The sequence below is a fragment of the Anaeromassilibacillus sp. 1001302B_160321_C8 genome (assembly GCF_015554745.1).
GTDB classification, from domain to species: Bacteria; Bacillota; Clostridia; order Oscillospirales; family Acutalibacteraceae; genus Anaeromassilibacillus; species Anaeromassilibacillus stercoravium.
The window spans coordinates 1-17,722 of the sequence record NZ_JADNJD010000003.1 but is presented as its reverse complement, the minus strand read 5'-3'; the positions used below and the strand labels follow the sequence as shown (position 1 = coordinate 17,722).

The 17,722-nt window shown below is 54.3% G+C and carries 17 protein-coding genes; all 17 read right to left on the bottom strand.

Going from position 1 to position 17,722, the window contains the following annotated elements; all coding sequences use genetic code 11:
* Positions 1-255: 255 nt before the first annotated feature.
* The 17 genes from spoIVA to I2E77_RS02800 all read right to left on the bottom strand — a co-directional run bounded on the left by spoIVA (position 256) and on the right by I2E77_RS02800 (position 17,503).
* The gene (gene spoIVA / locus I2E77_RS02880) at positions 256-1,734 is read right to left on the bottom strand and encodes a stage IV sporulation protein A (protein WP_087231981.1); all 1,479 of its coding nucleotides are present in this window, start codon (positions 1,732-1,734) and stop codon (positions 256-258) included.
* Between the two features lie 57 nt (positions 1,735-1,791).
* Positions 1,792-3,330: a DUF3794 and LysM peptidoglycan-binding domain-containing protein gene (locus tag I2E77_RS02875; protein WP_195450586.1), complete on the bottom strand. Its 1,539-nt coding sequence runs from the start codon at positions 3,328-3,330 to the stop codon at positions 1,792-1,794.
* 183 nt (positions 3,331-3,513) lie between these two features.
* Positions 3,514-3,594 (bottom strand): stage V sporulation protein SpoVM, encoded by an 81-nt coding sequence (spoVM, locus tag I2E77_RS14215; protein WP_140400337.1) that lies wholly within the window; start codon positions 3,592-3,594, stop codon positions 3,514-3,516.
* A 458-nt stretch (positions 3,595-4,052) separates the two neighbouring features.
* Positions 4,053-4,685 (bottom strand): thiamine diphosphokinase, encoded by a 633-nt coding sequence (locus tag I2E77_RS02865; protein WP_087231975.1) that lies wholly within the window; start codon positions 4,683-4,685, stop codon positions 4,053-4,055.
* Complete coding sequence (gene rsgA, locus I2E77_RS02860; RefSeq protein ID WP_243252505.1) at positions 4,682-5,572, bottom strand: ribosome small subunit-dependent GTPase A; 891 nt, start codon at positions 5,570-5,572, stop codon at positions 4,682-4,684. Before rsgA ends, I2E77_RS02865 begins: the two co-directional genes overlap by 4 nt.
* Before the next feature lie 5 nt (positions 5,573-5,577).
* Positions 5,578-7,653 (bottom strand): Stk1 family PASTA domain-containing Ser/Thr kinase, encoded by a 2,076-nt coding sequence (gene pknB, locus I2E77_RS02855; RefSeq protein ID WP_191448444.1) that lies wholly within the window; start codon positions 7,651-7,653, stop codon positions 5,578-5,580.
* A 21-nt stretch (positions 7,654-7,674) separates the two neighbouring features.
* Positions 7,675-8,406, bottom strand: a complete 732-nt coding sequence (locus I2E77_RS02850; protein WP_237966772.1) for a Stp1/IreP family PP2C-type Ser/Thr phosphatase — start codon at positions 8,404-8,406, stop codon at positions 7,675-7,677.
* Complete coding sequence (rlmN, locus tag I2E77_RS02845; protein WP_191362547.1) at positions 8,381-9,418, bottom strand: 23S rRNA (adenine(2503)-C(2))-methyltransferase RlmN; 1,038 nt, start codon at positions 9,416-9,418, stop codon at positions 8,381-8,383. Before rlmN ends, I2E77_RS02850 begins: the two co-directional genes overlap by 26 nt.
* Positions 9,419-9,523: 105 nt before the next feature.
* Complete coding sequence (gene rsmB / locus I2E77_RS02840) at positions 9,524-10,858, bottom strand: 16S rRNA (cytosine(967)-C(5))-methyltransferase RsmB (RefSeq protein ID WP_243252504.1); 1,335 nt, start codon at positions 10,856-10,858, stop codon at positions 9,524-9,526.
* The gene (locus tag I2E77_RS02835; RefSeq protein ID WP_087231959.1) at positions 10,858-11,562 is read right to left on the bottom strand and encodes a zinc metallopeptidase; all 705 of its coding nucleotides are present in this window, start codon (positions 11,560-11,562) and stop codon (positions 10,858-10,860) included. Before I2E77_RS02835 ends, rsmB begins: the two co-directional genes overlap by 1 nt.
* Positions 11,563-11,567: 5 nt before the next feature.
* Positions 11,568-12,506 (bottom strand): methionyl-tRNA formyltransferase, encoded by a 939-nt coding sequence (fmt, locus tag I2E77_RS02830; protein ID WP_207738174.1) that lies wholly within the window; start codon positions 12,504-12,506, stop codon positions 11,568-11,570.
* A 26-nt stretch (positions 12,507-12,532) separates the two neighbouring features.
* Positions 12,533-13,006 (bottom strand): peptide deformylase, encoded by a 474-nt coding sequence (gene def / locus I2E77_RS02825; protein ID WP_087231954.1) that lies wholly within the window; start codon positions 13,004-13,006, stop codon positions 12,533-12,535.
* 47 nt (positions 13,007-13,053) lie between these two features.
* On the bottom strand, positions 13,054-15,504 hold the full coding sequence (priA, locus tag I2E77_RS02820; protein WP_195450583.1) for a primosomal protein N': 2,451 nt from the start codon (positions 15,502-15,504) through the stop codon (positions 13,054-13,056).
* The gene (locus I2E77_RS02815) at positions 15,504-15,725 is read right to left on the bottom strand and encodes a DNA-directed RNA polymerase subunit omega (protein WP_087231951.1); all 222 of its coding nucleotides are present in this window, start codon (positions 15,723-15,725) and stop codon (positions 15,504-15,506) included. Before I2E77_RS02815 ends, priA begins: the two co-directional genes overlap by 1 nt.
* Complete coding sequence (gene gmk, locus I2E77_RS02810; protein WP_191362550.1) at positions 15,718-16,326, bottom strand: guanylate kinase; 609 nt, start codon at positions 16,324-16,326, stop codon at positions 15,718-15,720. Before gmk ends, I2E77_RS02815 begins: the two co-directional genes overlap by 8 nt.
* Complete coding sequence (gene remA, locus I2E77_RS02805; protein WP_054323388.1) at positions 16,319-16,597, bottom strand: extracellular matrix/biofilm regulator RemA; 279 nt, start codon at positions 16,595-16,597, stop codon at positions 16,319-16,321. The genes gmk and remA overlap by 8 nt, the downstream gene beginning before the upstream one ends.
* A gap of 27 nt (positions 16,598-16,624) precedes the next feature.
* Positions 16,625-17,503 (bottom strand): YicC/YloC family endoribonuclease, encoded by an 879-nt coding sequence (locus tag I2E77_RS02800; protein ID WP_087231945.1) that lies wholly within the window; start codon positions 17,501-17,503, stop codon positions 16,625-16,627.
* Positions 17,504-17,722 lie beyond the last annotated feature (219 nt).

Below are 17,722 nucleotides of genomic sequence, written 5' to 3'. Positions count from 1 at the left end.
ACTTCCTATATAAAGCGATAAATTTATAGCCATATGCACCATTATATCGAATATGTCGTCCTTTTTCAAGATTTTTTGCGTGAAATTGCAAAATTGCCCGTAAAAATTCAGTCGTTAAATGGAAAATTCGAGTAATTCCCTCTTTCCAGGGAAGCTTTCCCCCACTTCCTGAAAAAGATAACCGCCGCAGAAGGCGGAGCAGCGTACGCTTTCTTACCTTCTGCGGCGGTCCCCGGTTCAGTCTGCGCGGCATTTTTAAAGAATAATACAGATCAGCCCATTGCAGCCTTCATTGATGATCCGCTCGATGGTCTCCCGCACTTTGTCGCGCGCATCCACCGGCATCCGGTAGAGCTTGTTGTGCAGGCCCTCATTGACCAGCTCGTGCAGGCTCTTGCCAAAGATATTCGATTCCCAAATCTTCCCTGGATTCTCCTGGAACTCCTTGAGTAAGTACATGACCAACTCCTGCGATTGCTGCTCGGAACCGACAATCGGTGTCACCTCGGTGGTGATGCGCGTCTTCATCATGTGGATGGACGGCGCGGCGGCCTTTAAGCGGATGCCATATTTGCCGCCTTGCTTGATAATCTCCGGTTCCTCCAAAGAGAGCTCCTCGATGCCCGGCATCACAATGCCGTAGCCGGTATTCTGCACCTCGTCGTAGGCATCCTTGATCTTGTCGTATTTTTTCTTCATCTCCGCGAAGCGCATCATACAGTCGAGCAGGGCGCCCTCGTCCTCGATGTCCAGGCCAGTCTTTTCGCCCAGCACCTTATAGAACAGATTCGCCTGCAATCCCACCGTGATGCGCGCATGCCCGGTCCCTAAATCCACCGTGGAGGTCTTTGCAAAGGCCACGTATTCGCAGGTGGTCACCTCCTTGACCACGCTCTCAATCTCGCGAATCCTGGTGATCTTCCCCGCTGCCTGCTGAATGGTGGTGTAGAGTGACGCGCGCAGCCAGTGTTCCTTCTCCAGGGAAGAAACCCAGTGCGGCATATCCACTTTGATCTCCTTCACAGGGAATTCAAAGAGGATCTTTGAAAGGATAGTGCGGATCTCCCCTTCCTCAAGCTCCAGGCAGTTGACCGGCAATACCGGCACCTCATATTTCTTCTGCATGGAATTGGCGAGCGATAGGGTCTCCTCCGCATTCGGATAGGTGCTGTTTAACAGCACGATGAACGGCTTATTGATCTCCTTGAGTTCGGAGATCACGCGTTCCTCAGCCTCTTCGTACTCTTCGCGCGGGATATCGCTGATACTGCCGTCCGTCGTCACCACCAAACCGATTGTGGAATGCTCGGTGATGACCTTTTTGGTGCCGATTTCCGCCGCCATGTTGAACGGAATCGGTTCGTCATACCATGGTGTCATCACCATGCGCGGCATATCGTTTTCCACATATCCCAATGCGCTCGGCACGATGTACCCCACGCAGTCGATCATCCGCACGGCAAAGCTGGCGTTGCCCTCAATATTGACGGTGACCGCCTGCTCCGGCACGAATTTCGGCTCGGTGGTCATGATGGTGCGCCCCGCGGCCGACTGCGGCATCTCGTCGATGGCGCGGTCCCGGCGGTAGTTCCCATCTATGTTCGGGATGACGATGGTGTCCATGAAACGCTTGATAAAGGTGGACTTGCCGGTTCTGACCGGGCCGACAACCCCAATATAGATGTCCCCGTTGGTGCGTTCCGAAATATCATGGTAAATATTGCGTTCTTCCATTTTACCTCCCCCTCAGGCAGAGAATTTGTGGGTGTGCTCCGTTACGGAATCCGGCGGTCACATGGGGATCAGCAGCATCCCCCTGCTCTCCACGAACTCCCCGGTGAGATTGTTCTCCTGCCGGATGGCGTCCACAGAGGTACAGTACGCCCGCGCGATGTCCCACAGGCTCTCGCCTGGGTCTGCGTAATAGATGCTGAGCGCGGCAGAGGTGTCCCTTGCGCGCGGCCGGTCCTCGTCCGCGCGGATCTCCGAGATGATTTTCAAGCTGTTCTGGGTGATGACCTGGGCTTCAAGCCGCAGCTCTGCCTTGATCTCGATGCCATCCCCTGTGATGCGGTAGCTGATACCCGCCACATTGAGCCAGGAGATGCATTTGACCTCCTTTGGCTTTTCCGCGCCCCATGGATGTGCATATTCAAAATCGACCATGCGCTCGGTATAGAACGGGCGATTCTCCTGGTTGGCCGCCAGAATGCAGACGTTAAATTTCCCTTTATAGACGATCTGGCCGTCCTGTTCCGCAGCAGTCACGGAGGAAAGCTCATTCCAGATATCAAACACCTTGGAAATGCCGGTCCCTTCCAGAGAAATGCTGCTCTTCTGGATGGTCGAGTCGTTCAGAAGTTCCACCACCTGCTCCAAGGTCTTCTGCTGGTATCCGATCTCCAGCTCATAGGCCTTGGAATAGGCGTCCGTCACCACCGTAACCTCGGCTGGCTGATAGGCCACCGCTTCCGCATAGAGGCTCGCCTGCACATCGAAGAAGGTCTTGTCGCCGGAGTAGTCGTTTTTCACCTGAATGGTCAGTCCCGCTATATCGAGTTTCACTTCACAGAGGCAGTCGTCCGTAAATTCGCCTCCGTCCAGCATCTGGCTAAATGGGATGGCGTATTCCATGGTCTCCAGCATGCTCTCATCCAGGACGGACGAATACAAAATCTTCAGTGTAACCTCGCCCTTCACCATCAGCTTCCCGGCCACGGCTTTGCTGTCCTGTAGACTGGCAAAGGCGGTCGCACGCAGGATATTGTCCGCCCCTGGTTTGGAGGCCGGCAATTCCAGAACTTCCTCCAACGGGAATTGCTGCCCGCAGAATCCGGCCAAGCGGCTATAAGGCATCGTCTGGCGCTTCTGCTCGATCTCATCGCCCTCAATGCCGCACACCACTTCGCTGTCCGTGCGCGCGATCACTTTGGCGCATACGGAGAACGCGCCGTGAATATCCAGCCGCCTGGGGCTGGTCGCGCGGCAGTTGATATACTCCACGCGGGTGAACGAAAAGATGTGTGCGCTTTCGGCCGGTTGCTTGAGCGTGATCGCAGCAAAGAACGAACTGCTGTTCTCGCAGCAGCGCAACGTCGTCCCTCCCGCGTCCAGATAAAAGACTTTTACGTTGTACGTCCCTTCCAGCTCTACGTGGTCCCCGATGATGTTCCTCCCCGTGATGCGGGGATAAACTTGACATTTCAGGATCCTTTGTATGTCCGGGCAGTAATCCGGCAGGCTGATGTCCAGATCCACCGGCTGTTCCTGGCTCCCGTCGTAGAGCACTTCGCCGGCGGCCAGCGCCTCACGGTTAAGCATATAATCCATTCAGGCTCTCTCCTTTTCCTGTTTCTATCCCATAGGTATGAGGTTCCTGTCCATTTTATGCTTGCGCTTGAAGAAACCGGAGAAAAACCTGTGCAATCATACAATCGGAGGCGAATCCATCTGTTTTTTACAAGAAAAAAGCCAACGGGAACGCCTCCCATTGGCTTTTTCAAAGATTGCCTGTCACGCCTCTTTTTTGATGTGGAACATTTTGCGCAGAATGAAGCCCCAGAATTTTGAACCCTTCACAACAACGACTTTCATAGCGAAAACCTCCCAATTATGTTCCGCTCCGCAGGAGCGCGATTCCCAGTATCACCAGTATGACCGCCACCACAAACATGATCAGACCGACCGGGCAGAAGCAAGAGCAAACAAGGCCCAGGCCAAATGTGACGGCACATTGCCCTACTTGAGAGCAAACTGCACCTTTACAGCATTTCCCTCTGCACCGCATTTTCCATCGCCTCGTTTCCCTTATGTGTATCAGCGGCAATGCTTCTTTTGTTCCGCTGTAGTAACAGTATATACGCAGGGAACAGTTTTGGTTCCGGAAAAATACATAGGAACGGGCAAACCTGTTGGATGGCAATGGCACTGTGGTTATGGTTACACATTACTAGCGGCCTCTCGGGAAAAAATAAGCCCGCACACCGGCCAAATACGAAGGCCAATGTACGGGCGTTGCGCCATTTTTCTATGAATTCCATTCAATCTGTGATTTACGGCTGATATACAATTCCAAGCATTTCCCCCTGATGGACGGTCACCGCCGCTTGATCGGATAAAATCCGATTGCTGACACCGAGCGGAAAATCCGAACGCAGAGGCTTTCGTGTCAGCGGATACTGCATTCCTTCATAGCTGACCGTACAGTCCGGACAGCCAAACGGAAAAGCGGAAAACGTCGCCCCGCGCAATTGAAGAAGCGGCTCGGTTTGCCCCTCGCGCAGCAGGAAGATATAGGTCCCTTTCTCGGCAAGCACAGCCCGGCAGCCCTCATGCGCCAAAAATTGCAGCACACAGAGGTTGGCATAGGAGTGGTCAAACCGCTCCCCGCCCAGCGCGCCCAACAGGATGTATTCCCGATAGCCGCGTTGCAAACCTTCCCGAACCGCAGCCAAAAGATCCGTGTCGTCTTTCTCCGGCTTTAGCCGGATGGTCTCGATCCCGTCCGGGAGGCTTCCCTGCATGGAATCAAAATCCCCAATCAATAGATTCGGCTGAACGCCATACTTGCGCGCCGTGTCCATGCCGCCGTCCGCACAGATGAGAAAGGCGTCCTGTGCGTCAAACCGGTCAAAGATTCCGCCGTCCTCCACAGGTGCAGAACCGAGGATGATGCAACGCTTCATTTCATTTCCCATTCTTTAAGGTCCTTTACTTCGTTATACATCGCCACATAGCTGGCGTGGCGGGAGGGATGGATCTTCCCGTCCTCAACGGCCTGCAATACCGCGCATCCCTTTTCGCAGGTATGCGAACAGGAGGAAAATTTACATGCATTGCGATACGGTTCGAATTCGCGGAAACAGAACTGCAAATTTTCTTTGCGCACCAAATCGCACTGTTCCAAGGAAATGGACGAAAAACCGGGCGTGTCTGCCACATAGCTGCTGCCGTCCAGCTTCAAAAGTTCGACTTTGCGGGTGGTGTGCCGCCCTCTGCCGAGCTTTTGGCTGATCTCACCGGTTTCCAGTGCCAACCGGTTGTCAATGCGGTTGAGCAGTGAAGATTTTCCCACGCCGGAGTTGCCCGTGAACGCAGTGATCTTTCCCTTCAAAAGGGCCTTGACCGCCTCCACCCCTTCATCCGTGACCGACGAAACGGCAAAGAACGGGATGCCTGCTTTCTCATAGATCTCTCGCAGCCATTCGCCGCTCTGCAAATCCGTCTTAGAAACCACGACAACCGGTTCGATCCCTTTGTCCTCTGCGGCGGCGACCGCCTCGTCGATCAGCAGGGGATTCGGGGAAGGATCGCACACAGAGGTGACGACGATCAACTGGTCGATATTGGCCACCGGCGGACGCGTGAGAAAATTCTTGCGCGGAAGGATCTCTTCGATGTATCCGGTGCCATCCGCATCCAGGCGAATTTGCACCTGGTCGCCCACAAGGGGCGTGATCCTCTTTTTTCGGAACACGCCCCTCGCCTTACACGAATACAATTCTTTGGCCGTTTCCACATAGTAGAAACCGCCGATTCCCTTGATGATTCGTCCGTTTAACATCTCGTTCATACAGCTCATTCGGTCGGCGTGATGGGGAGATCGGTCGGAATATCGCCCCAATCTTCCTCTGTGTCTGTTCCGGGTGTATCCGAAGAAGGCGAACCGGGATCGACATATGGATAGCTCTCCACCTGGCTGGGCTTCCCGGTGTCGAAGTCCATAATAAACACCGCATACTTATTGCCATCCAGCTCAATCACCAAGGTCTTCTGTCCCGAGGTGCCCGTTACCTTGATGGTGCAGAGATTGTTGTAAGCCGGGTTCACCGTGCGGACGCCGTCTTCCATCACGGTGCCGTCGAGATACGCTTTGAGCTCGATGTCGTGGGAGACATTCAGCGGCAAATGCACATTGGCCTCCAGGGTCTTTTCCGACTGCTTTCCGGAGCTGACCACAATGTTGACCTTGGTGTCCGGATCGACCGGCACGCCCGGCAGCGGGTTGGTCTCAATGACGGTATTCTCCGGCTTGTCGCTGTCGTCCTGAAGAGTGACATCACCCACCTGAAGCCCTGCGGCCTCAATTTCGGTTCTTGCCGCCTCGATATTTTTGTCAATCACATTCGGAACCGCGATCTGTTCATTTTCCGGTCCGGTGCTGACCAAAATCTTGACGGTGCTGCCCTCCGGCGCCGTGGCGTTGCCCTTTGGCTCCGTGCTTGTGACATAGCCGGCTGCGATTTTATCATCTGGCACTTCAATGACCGTGGTTTCGAACCCTGCGTTTTGCAGCGTTTGCTCTGCATCCGCCTGGAGGTAATTCGTTACGTCCGGCACGTTGATGGTTTTCGCACCGCTGTTAACCACCAGCAGGACCTCTCCATCTTTCTTGACAGACATGCCAGCCGCAGGCGTCTGATCCAAAATAATTCCCGTCTCCTGCGAGGAATCCTCCCTCGTTTCCACAGAGAATTTGAACGCATATTCTTCGTTGTTCTGGACGTCTGTATATAGCTGCCCGACCAGGTTCGGCATGGTCATCGTGTCGTCCGGCTGTGTACTACAGCTGCGGAAAATCGCCGCAATGCCAATGCTCAGCGCGACGATCAGAAAGGCCGCCAGAATGCCCAAGACCACCATCATGGTCTTTTTGTTGTTTCCACCGCTGCTGCTCTGCCTACGGCGCGGAGGTTCTTCCTCATAGTCGTCGTAGTCGTATCCATCGTTGTAGGAAGGCGCCCGGCCATTGCGCACGGCGCTGATGGCATTCACGTATTTCGTGGGCTTCTCATCGATAAAATACTTATACTGGAAGCTGATGCTTGGGTTGCGCTGGAACGCCTCAATATCCTCCAGCATTTCCGCCGCGGATTGATACCGCTGGTCGGGATTTTTCTGCATAGCGCGCATGGTGATCTCTTCCAGCCCCTCCGGGATGGCGGGGTTGATGTCGCGTGGCGGTTTGGGATCCGCTTGCAGCTGCATGATCGCCACGGAGACCGCGTTATCCGCCTCAAACGGCAGGGTGCCCGTCAACATCTCATACAGCATCACGCCCACAGAATAGATGTCCGCACGCTCGTCGGCCACCTCCCCGCGCGCCTGTTCCGGCGCAATATAGTGGACGGAGCCGATCGCCTTGTCGGTCATGGTGCGCGTTTCGCTGCGGGAGAAGCGGGCGATGCCGAAATCCGTCACCTTGATGGTGCCATCCTGCAACAGCATGATATTCTGCGGCTTGATGTCCCGGTGGACAATGCCTTTGCTGTGCGCATGATTCAGTGCACGCAGGATTTGCAGGGTGAAGTGGACCGCCTCTTTCCATTTGAGCTCACGCTGCTGGTCCAGATATTCTTTCAAGGTAATGCCGTCGATGTATTCCTCCACAATGTACTGGATACGGTCGCCGAAGCTGACGTCGTACACCTTCACAATATTGGGATGGGAGAGGACCGCGATGGCCTTGGATTCGTTCTTGAAGCGGCGGATAAAATCCTGATTTCCCAGGAATTCGTCCTTCAGAATCTTGATTGCAACCGTGCGGTCGTCAATAATATCGTAGGCGCGGTATACATACGCCATTCCTCCAACACCAATCAACTCGTGAATCTCATAGCGCCCATCAAGCCGTTTTCCCGTATACTTATCCATGAAACATCATCTCCAATACCGTTAGTGTCTGATAACAGCGACCGTGACATTGTCCCCGCCGCCGCCGCTCTTTGCCAAAGCGATCAGTCGATCCGGCAGAAGCCGGGCCTCCAGTTCCCGGGCGAGCCGCTCGATCTGCTCTTCCTCCACATAGTTGGTCAAACCGTCTGTGCAGAGAAGCAGCAGATCATCGCCGGAAAATTTACATTCGCAGTAGTCGATCTCGATGCCAGATTCCACGCCCAACGCGCGGGTGATAATATTCTTCTGCGGGTGACGCCTGGCCTGTTGGGTGGTCAGATCCCCGCTGTTTACCAATTCCTGCACCATTGAGTGGTCCGTTGTAATTTGCCGCAGGCCTTCCCGCGTGAGCAGGTAGGCCCGGCTATCCCCTGCATGGGCGATATGCGCCACCCCGCCGGAGACGATGGCCGCCACTACCGTGGTACCCATCCCCGCCAGGGTTTCATCCGCCATTGCGCGGTCGTAGATCGCCACATTTGCATTGTAGATGGCGGAGATCATCAGGTTCTTAATGGACTGATCTGTGATATGCTCGCTCCCGGAGCTGAGAATTTGCTCGGAAATCAAATCGACCGCAAGCGCACTGGCGATATTCCCACCGTTCGCACCGCCCATCCCGTCGCAAACGACGGCCCAGGCCGTATTGCCGGAGAGTACGCCCGCTTTTACCGCGTCCTGATTGGAATGGCGCACAAGGCCAATATCAGTTTTCATATAGATCTGCAACATTGGCCACCTCCTCTTGATACCTACGCCGCAGCTGCCCGCAGGAAGCATTGATGTCTGAACCGAGCGTTCGCCGCACGGTCGCGGTGATCCCCTTCTCCGAGAGAATCCGGATAAACCTTTGAATCTGTTCGTTGGAGCTCTTCCGATAGGAATTGCCTTTAACCTCGTTGACAGGGATTAAATTGACGTGGCACAGCATCCCGTGCAGCCGCGTTGCCAGCTCCTTTGCGCATGCGGCCGTATCGTTCACGCCGCTGATCATCGCGTATTCGAAGGAGATGCGCCGTCCCGTTGTCTCGGCATAGGCGCGGCAGGCGGTCAAAAGCTCGTCTACCCCCCATCGGTTGTTGACCGGCATGGTTTGTGAACGGATTGCATCGTTCGGTGCATGGAGAGAAACCGACAGCGTAAGTTGAAGCTTTCGCTCCGCCAGGTCATAAATTTTGTCCACAATCCCACAGGTGGAAAGTGAGATGTGCCGCATCCCAATGTTCATACCTTCGTCGGAGGAGACCAGCTCCAAAAAACGGAGGACATTTTGATAGTTGTCAAGCGGTTCCCCCATGCCCATCAGCACCACGTTGGAAATCCGAATACCTTGATCCTGTTGAACCGTCTGGATTTGGGAAAGCATCTCGGAAGCCGTCAGATTCCGAGAGAAGCCGCTTTTCCCCGTGGCGCAGAACGAACAGTTCATTTTGCACCCCACCTGGCTGGAAATACAGATGGAATAGCCGTGGTGGTACTCCATCAGCACGCATTCCACATGTTCGCCGTCCGGCAGGCGCAGCAGATACTTGGCTGTGCCGTCCAGCTTGGAAACCAACCGCTGTTCGATTTCCGCCGCAGCTATGTAATAGCGTTCGGACAGCTTTTGGCGGAATGCCTTTGATTGATCCGACATCTCCGAAAAGGAGCGCACGCCCCGATGGAGCCATCGGTACACCTGTAACGCATGGAAGGCCGGCTGCCCTTGCGCGGCAAAATCCGCACGCAACTCTTCCAACGTCATTGATTTGATGTCCTGTAAAGCCAAATTTACACTCTCCCACGCATCCGGCGGCCTGGACCGGCCTGCTTTTCCGGATGCTTTTCCCGCTTTTTTATCCGTCCTTTGTCACAGGCGCTGGAAGGAAGCGACGAAGAAACCGTCCGTCCCATGCACATGCGGCATGAGCGTCCATTCATTCTCCGGCTCCTCAATGGCACGCCGCATCCCCTGCGGCAAGGACAGCGCTCTCGGGGCAAAGTCGGGATGTTCTTCCAGGAAGCGCCGTGCTACCTCCCCATTTTCTGCTGGATTCAGCGTACAGGTGGAGTAAAGCAAAACGCCTCCGCTTTTTACCAATTCGGAGGTTTTACTCAGAATACGGTACTGCAAATCCGGCAAACTGTCAAGTGCAGAAGGCGATTTATATCGAATTTCCGGCTTGCGGCGGAGGATGCCCAATCCAGAACACGGCGCGTCGCAAAGGACACGGTCCGCACATTCCAAAGGCTTTTCCGGCCGCAGGGCGTCGCGGAGTTCCGCATGGATACAGGTCAGCCCCAACCGCTTTGCTCCCTCACGGATCAAGCGTACCTTCCCTTTATATTGGTCAAAGGCGAGAACCTCCCCGCTGTTTTCCATCTGTTCCGCGATGGTAAATGTCTTACCTCCCGGCGCCGCACAAACGTCCAACACGCGCTCCCCCGGCTTTGCCTCCAGGAGTGTTGCACACAATTGCGAGGAAAGATCCTGTACATGGAACAATCCCTCTTGAAAAGAATCCAAAGACGACACGGAACCGGACGCTTCCAGCACTGCCGCATGCGGAATCCATGTAATGGTATTCACCTTTACATTTTCTTCCATCATCCGACGCAGTAAGTATTCCTCATCGCCCTTCGTATTATTCAAGCGGATATAGATCGGTGGGTGCTCGGAAAGAGAATCCAGCAAAAGCCCAGTACACTGCGGCCCATAGGCCTTTTGCCATAGAGAAATCAGCCACTCTGGGCACGAATATTTCAAGCTGAGATGCCGGAGCGGGTTCTCTTTCTCATCCGGTAACTGCAGCTTTTCCCGGCTCCGGACCAGGTTGCGCAGCACCGCGTTGATAAAGCCAGATGCCTTTACAGCTTTATTTTGTTTTGCCAACTCCACGGCCACGTTTACAGCGGCGCTCGGTGGGATTTTCTCAAGGTATAGAATCTGATAGGCGCCAATACGGAGGATCTCCCGCACCTGCGGCGTCATCTTATGGATAGGGGTGCGGGCAAATTGCCCGATATAATAATCCAGAGTCAGGCGGCGCTCCAACACGCCATAAAAAATGGCGGACGCCAAAGCCGCGTCGCGCGGCTCCAAGGCGAATCTCGCAAGGGTTTTATCCAACACCAAATTTGAAAACCCCTCGTTTTCATCCACATGCAGCAAAGCCGCTAACGCGGCTGCTCTTGCATCCGCCATCAATTGTCATTCCTCCTGCCCCCAAAGATCAGAAGCAGACGCAACAGGGACAAAAATGCTGTAAACGTCGCAGCCACATACGTCATAGCCGCCGCACGAAGCACCTTTTTGGCCCCCTCCAACTCCTCTGGATACAAAATGCCCGTTGCGTCCAGCGCTTGAAGCGCTCTGGCGCTCGCATTGAATTCCACCGGCAAGGTGACCAGCTGGAACAGAACAGAAAGACTGTACAGCGCAATACCGATGTTTACCACGACATCATACTGTACCGGCAAAAGCAGACCAATCAGAATCAACGGCATTGCCAGTCGGGAACCGATCTGTGTGACAGGCACCAACGCAGAGCGAATCTTATTGGGAAAATACCCCTGTGCGTGTTGGACCGCGTGGCCCGCCTCATGCGCCGCCACACCCACCGCCGAAACGGACGTTGCCGCGTATACCGGGTCCGATAGGCTGATGATCCCGGTGGACGGGTTGAAATTGTCGTTTAAGCTTCCTCCGATATGGCGAATCTGCACACCGTATGCACCGCCGTACTGCATCACACGCATGGCGGCGTCCGCCCCAGTCATATTGCGTGCGGTATTGACACGTGAATACTTCTGGAAGGTGGAGTTCACCTTGAACTGCGCAACCATACTGATGAGCAGGGCCGGCAGCATGAATAAGAAATACGTGTAATCAAAATAATAAAATCCCATCAATGTTACTCCTTTGCCTCTCCAAGCACTGCGCCTTGGTCAAGCCGGTGCCCACATAGGAACTCTTTTCCGCCCATTCTCTTTCCGCCCTCATATTGAACCGTCTCCAACTCCAGGGCGGTATTGTCCCCGCAGGCCACCACAAAGCAATCCTTGCGGCGGGCTACTTCGCCCGGCGCACCGCCGAATCCTGGGATGACCTTTGCCCGGTGTATCTTCAGGCGTTTTTTGTTATACACCGTCTCCGCTACAGGCCAAGGGGAAAGCCCGCGCACCAAATTGTGCAGCTCCCCTGCCGGACGGCCCCAATCGATCTTGCCGAGTTCCTTGGTCAGCACGGAAGCATAGCTGGTCTCTGCATCGCCCTGCGGTGTGCAGCGGACCGTGCCCGCTTCGACCTCCTTCAAGGTTTCCACGATCAATTCCGCCCCCATTTGGGAAAGGCGGTCGTGCAGCTCACCAGAAGTCTCCTCCGGCCCGATCTCTGTACGCGATTTCAAAAGCATGTCGCCTGTATCCAGTCCCTCGGCCATGTACATGGTTGTGACTCCGGTCTCTGGATCGCCGTTGAGCACCGCCCATTGAATGGGCGCCGCCCCGCGGTATTTCGGAAGCAGGGACGCATGCACGTTGATGCAGCCGTGCGGCGGGATATCCAAAATCTCCTTGGGCAAAATCTTTCCATATGCCACAACGACAATGCAGTCGGGCTGCATCTCTCGGATCTGCTGCGCCGCTTCGGGCGTGCGCAGCGTTTTCGGCTGATAGACCGGTATATCGTGCTCCATCGCCAGCACTTTCACCGGCGGCGGCGTCATGGCATAGCCCCGGCCCTTCGGCTTATCCGGTTGGGTAAATACCGCACATACCTCATGTCCTGCGTCCAGCAGGCTTTGCAGGCATGGAACGGCAAAATCCGGCGTTCCCATAAATAGAATCCGCAATTTTCATCATCCTATCCGCGATTAAATTACTGAAGTTTCTGTAGCTCCTCCGGGGACAGCATCCGCAAAACATGGGATTTGAACACCACGCCGTTGAGGTGGTCGATCTCATGGCAACAGGCGGTTGCCAGCAGTTCTTCCCCTTCCAGCTCAAAGGTCTTGCCCTCGCGGTTCTGGGCGCGCACCAGGACGCGCATCGGGCGCTTGGTAATTCCATACTGCCCCGGGAAGGACAGGCACCCTTCGACGCATTCCTGCTCGCCGCTCTGCTCCACGATCTCCGGATTTACCATTTCGATGGGGCCGCTCCCCACATCGATCACCACGACGCGGCGGCGGATGCCCACCTGTGGCGCTGCGAGGCCGACGCCGTCCGCAGACTTCATCGTCTCGATCATATCGTCCAGCAAAACGCCCAATTTCTCGTCGAATTTTTCGACCGGACGGCAAACCTTCGTCAGGATTTCGTCCCCATCTTTTACAATATTGCGAATGGCCATTGTAATTCCTCCCATATTAAACTCTTATTTTTTATAGTTCCTCTTCTTTATAAAATCATATCCGGATTGATGTCCGCAAAGGCAGTTACATCGCTGAACGTCCGGTCCTTTGCAAAATCGGTCAATAGCCGGGAAATCATCCTGCGGAAGTTCCGGCTGTTCCGGCATTTCACGATCAATTTATACCTATATTTATTGCTAACCTTGCTGATTAATGCGGGAGAGGGATTTAAAACCCGCATCGGCTCCTGTGGGTATTCCGCCTGGGCCAGGGTGCGGAGCATTTGCAAAAAGGCTTCGCTTGCACGCGCGACCTTTTCTTCCCGCGTCCCAACAAATCCGACCACGCACAGATCTGCAAACGGCGGATATAACATCCCCTTGCGCACGGCGATCTCCCCCTCATAAAAAGCGGGATAATCCTGCCGGGCTGCCAGGGAAAGCACGGTATTCTCCGGCGTAAAGGTCTGGATAATGGCTTCCCCCTCGTATTGGCCGCGGCCTGCGCGTCCGGCCACCTGCGTCAACAGGTCAAAAGCGCGCTCATAGCTGCGGAAATCGTCCCCATACAGCGCCTGGTCTGCGGAGAGCACGCCCACCAGAGTGACATTCTCAAAATCCAATCCCTTTGCCACCATTTGCGTGCCGACAATCACATCGTACTCGCCGCGGGCAAAGCTCTGTAACTTTTCCTCATAGGCAAAGCGTGTCATAGCAGCGTCCGTGTCCAGCCGCAGGACCCGCACCTCCGGGAGCAGTTTCCGCAATTGTTCTTCTGCGCGTTGGGTTCCAAATCCCGCATAGTGGACTTTATTCTCATGGCAGGTGGGACATTCCGTTGAAAACGGTACGGAGTACCCGCAGTAGTGGCACATCAGCCGTTGATTCGCGGCGTGGTAGGTCAGGGAAATGCTGCAATTCGGGCAGGTTACGACGTTCCCACACGCTTTGCAGGATACAAACGTATTGTAACCACGCCGATTTAACAAAATAATGGACTGCTTATGAACTTTTCTGTTTTTTTCAATTTCTGTCAGCAGTTCCCGGCTGTAAATGCTGTCGTTTCCGGCCTCCAATTCCCGATTCATGTCCACAAACCGGACCTTAGGAAGCCTTGCTCCACCGTAGCGGTGCGGCAGCTGGTTCAATGTATAGCGCCCCGTCTGCGCATAATAATAGCTCTCAATGGACGGCGTTGCAGAGGCGAGCACCAAGAGCGTCTTGTGATACGCGCAGCGGAACTTTGCCACATCCCGCGCATGGTAGCGCGGCGAAGACTCCGACTTATAGGTGTGCTCCTGCTCTTCGTCCAAAATCACCAGCCCCAGGTTATCGAATGGGGCGAACACCGCCGACCGCGTGCCGACCGCGATGGAAACTTCCCCGCGGCGCACCCGTTTCCATTCGTCCAAGCGCTCGGAAAGCGAGAGGCCGCTATGAAATACCGCCACTCGCCGTCCATACCGGCGATGGAACAGCGCCAGGCTTTGCGGCGTCAGCGAGATCTCCGGCACCATGACAATGACGTTCTTCCCATCGGCGAGCACCTCGTCGATCAAGCGCATGAAGACCGAAGTCTTCCCGCTTCCTGTGACGCCAAACAGCAAAGAGACACCTCCGGTTTCCTCGCGGTACTGGGCCAACAGATTTTGAAAGGCCGTTTGCTGCTCTTCTGAAAGGACAATTTCCTTTTCCTCTGCCGGGTCCTGCACCTGATCGTAGGGATTTCGGTAGACCTCCGCTTCGTAGTAACAGACCACGCCCTTTGTCACCAGTGCATTGACCACAGCAGGCGTCACTCCTGCGAAATAGCACAGCTCTTTCAGAGAAGCTGCTCCCGCCTCTTGCAAAACCTGGCATACTGCCCGCTGCTTTGGCGTCAGCTTAGAGGGTGATTCTTCGCCAGTAAGCCGGACCATCTTCTGCGCTGCATCCTTGATTTGCCGCACGGCGGCGCCCGTCTTTTCCAGCAGACCGCGCTTAAACAGATTTTCCGGCAATGGGCTGTCCGCAGGAAGTCCCATGGCCTTGAGTAGTTTCTCACGTTCGACGGGCTTGCCTTTTCCGGCGAGGTACTCGATCAGCGCAGATTCCTCTTTGGAAAGCGCCTCCTTCTCCACTGGCCTGCCTTTTGCCAGGGCATACTCGGTTTTCATCCGGTAATGAATCCCTGCAGGAAGCAGCAGCTTCACCGCTTCAAACAGCGTACAAAAGTAGCGGTCCTTGAGCCAAAAGACTAGCTGGATGGCTTCATTAGTAAGAAGCGGCGCTTCATCCAGCACCGCCACCACTTGTTTCGTCGTATTTTGGGTTTCCTTTTCCGGAGAAACCTCCAGAATCATCGCAAGCCGTTGTGCGTTCCCAGCGCCAAACGGCACAAGAACCCGGCAGCCCGGCTTGGCCTGTTCTAAAAGCTCTTCCGGTATGAGGTAATCAAATGCTTTGTCAAAATGATAGGCGGTATTCTCTACCGCCACACGTGCAAAAAGGATTGGCATTACATTTCCGGATCATCGTCGTTGGGTTCCGGGGTTTCAATGATCTGGAATTTGTGCTCCGCATACTCTTCCAATGCGAGGTCAACGGGCTTTTCGATCAAAATTTCCCCCTTCTCTTCTGCTTCCCCAGCGATTTCACGGGCACGCTTGGCAATGCCCACCACAAAGGAATAGCGGCTCTGGTTCGGGCCAAGGCTGGAATCTTCAATCGGTTTAATCATTGTTCAGAACTCCTTCTATCGTATCAAAATTTCTGCACTTGCTGTATTTCTCCGCGCGGAGAATATGTTGAATCGCCTCAACAGCGTTTTCAACTGTATCGTTGATGACCACATAGTCATAATCCCTCGCGTGCTGAATTTCCCCACAGGCGGCGTCCAAACGCTTTTGAATGGCTTCCTCCGTTTCGGTACCACGGTCGCGCAGGCGGCGTTCAAGCTCCTTGATCGAAGGGGGCAAAATAAAAATCCCTACGCAGTCCGGGCATTTTTGCTTAACCTGCGCTCCACCCTGCACCTCGATCTCCAGGATTACGTCGTTTCCTGCGGCCATCCAATCCCGGATCGGCTTTTCCGGCGTCCCGTAGAAATTGCCGCAATATTCGGCGCTTTCCAGTACTTCGCCGCGCTCCCGCATGGCAAGGAACTGTTCCCTTGTGACAAAATAATAATGCTGTCCGTCCACCTCGCCCTCACGCGGTTTCCGCGTTGTAGCGGAAATAGAGAGCTTAACGCGCGGATCACGCTGCAAAAGCGTATGGAGAATCGTATCCTTCCCCGCACCGGACGGACCGGAAAGCACCACCATCAATCCCTTAGTCATCCTCGTCGAGTTCCTCCTCGTCTTCAAGGTCCTCGTCGCGGTCGTTCAGACGGTTGGCAACCGTCTCCGGCTGCACCGCAGAAAGAATCACGTGATCGCTGTCCGTGACGATCACCGCACGGGTACGGCGGCCATAAGTCGCGTCGATCAAAGAACCGCGCTCCTTGGCATCCTGAATGATACGCTTGATTGGCGCAGACTCAGGGCTTACGATGGCAACCAACCGGTTTGCAGAAACCATGTTGCCAAAGCCGATGTTGATGAGCTTCATGTTGAAAATGCCTCCTATCGCCAATCCTTATTCAATATTTTGAATTTGTTCCCGAATTTTTTCGATTTCCGCCTTGATATCCACCACCAGATAGGCGATCTGGGAATCCACCGCCTTGGAACCGATGGTGTTCGCTTCACGGTTCATCTCCTGCACAAGGAAATCCAGCTTGCGGCCCACGGGTTCCCCGGATTCCAACATTTGATGCATCTGGTCAAAATGGCTGCGGAGCCGCACGGTTTCCTCCGCTACGGCGACTTTGTCTGCAAAGATCGCCGCCTCCGTTAGGATACGCTGTTCGTCGATTTTCACATCTGCCAGCATCTCTTCCAGACGCGCCTGCAACTTCTGCTGATATTCCACCACCGTCTGTGGGGAACGCGCTTCGATCTGATCGACCAATTGGAGAATCCTTTCCGCATGGGAGGAGACATCCTCTTTCATGCGCTGGCCTTCGCGCTCGCGCATGGCAAGGAAAGATTCCATTGCAAAATCCGCACCTTGCTGGACGATTCTCCAAATAGCATCTTCGTCCTCCGGCGCCTTATGCACGGAAAAAATCTCGGAATAGCGGGAGAGCGTACTCACAGAAAGGTCATCCCGAAGATTGTATCGCTGTGCGAGTTCATGCAAGGCGTTTACATATCCTGCCGCTAAGGAATGGTTTACTTGTACCTGGGCCTCGGCATCTTCCAACGTCTCGATGGATACATATGCGTCCACTTTTCCTCGGGCCACTCGCTCCTGGAGGTATCCCTTGAGCCGTTCCTCCAAAAATCCATACCCGCGGGTAATCCTCGAAGAGAACTCAAAATAGCGGTGGTTAACCGATTTGATCTCCACCGTAATTTGACGGCCTTCAATCACTCCTTCAAACCTTCCATAGCCGGTCATACTCTTGATCACATTATCATCTCAATTCAACTGGCAGTTCTCTGCCGTTTTCTTGTTTTTTCAGCCCCAGAGGGCCTATTTTCATAGGTATTCTTATTTTAACAGCTTCCCTATTGGCTTGTCAAGGAAAACGCTGGGAATCTTCGTATGAAGCTGTAGGTGTTACAATGATGAGTGACAAAGTAGAGATAAAAAAAGGTAGCAAATAGGAAAGACCTGTAGTAAGGTTAA

Coding starts and splice junctions, on each gene's coding strand:
- spoIVA (WP_087231981.1), bottom strand. CDS start 1,734: ATGGAAGAACGCAATATTTACCATGATATTTCGGAACGCACCAACGGG.
- I2E77_RS02875 (WP_195450586.1), bottom strand. CDS start 3,330: ATGGATTATATGCTTAACCGTGAGGCGCTGGCCGCCGGCGAAGTGCTC.
- spoVM (WP_140400337.1), bottom strand. CDS start 3,594: ATGAAAGTCGTTGTTGTGAAGGGTTCAAAATTCTGGGGCTTCATTCTG.
- I2E77_RS02865 (WP_087231975.1), bottom strand. CDS start 4,685: ATGAAGCGTTGCATCATCCTCGGTTCTGCACCTGTGGAGGACGGCGGA.
- rsgA (WP_243252505.1), bottom strand. CDS start 5,572: ATGAACGAGATGTTAAACGGACGAATCATCAAGGGAATCGGCGGTTTC.
- pknB (WP_191448444.1), bottom strand. CDS start 7,653: ATGGATAAGTATACGGGAAAACGGCTTGATGGGCGCTATGAGATTCAC.
- I2E77_RS02850 (WP_237966772.1), bottom strand. CDS start 8,406: ATGTTGCAGATCTATATGAAAACTGATATTGGCCTTGTGCGCCATTCC.
- rlmN (WP_191362547.1), bottom strand. CDS start 9,418: ATGACGTTGGAAGAGTTGCGTGCGGATTTTGCCGCGCAAGGGCAGCCG.
- rsmB (WP_243252504.1), bottom strand. CDS start 10,858: ATGGCGGATGCAAGAGCAGCCGCGTTAGCGGCTTTGCTGCATGTGGAT.
- I2E77_RS02835 (WP_087231959.1), bottom strand. CDS start 11,562: ATGGGATTTTATTATTTTGATTACACGTATTTCTTATTCATGCTGCCG.
- def (WP_087231954.1), bottom strand. CDS start 13,006: ATGGCCATTCGCAATATTGTAAAAGATGGGGACGAAATCCTGACGAAG.
- priA (WP_195450583.1), bottom strand. CDS start 15,504: ATGCCAATCCTTTTTGCACGTGTGGCGGTAGAGAATACCGCCTATCAT.
- I2E77_RS02815 (WP_087231951.1), bottom strand. CDS start 15,725: ATGATTAAACCGATTGAAGATTCCAGCCTTGGCCCGAACCAGAGCCGC.
- gmk (WP_191362550.1), bottom strand. CDS start 16,326: ATGACTAAGGGATTGATGGTGGTGCTTTCCGGTCCGTCCGGTGCGGGG.
- remA (WP_054323388.1), bottom strand. CDS start 16,597: ATGAAGCTCATCAACATCGGCTTTGGCAACATGGTTTCTGCAAACCGG.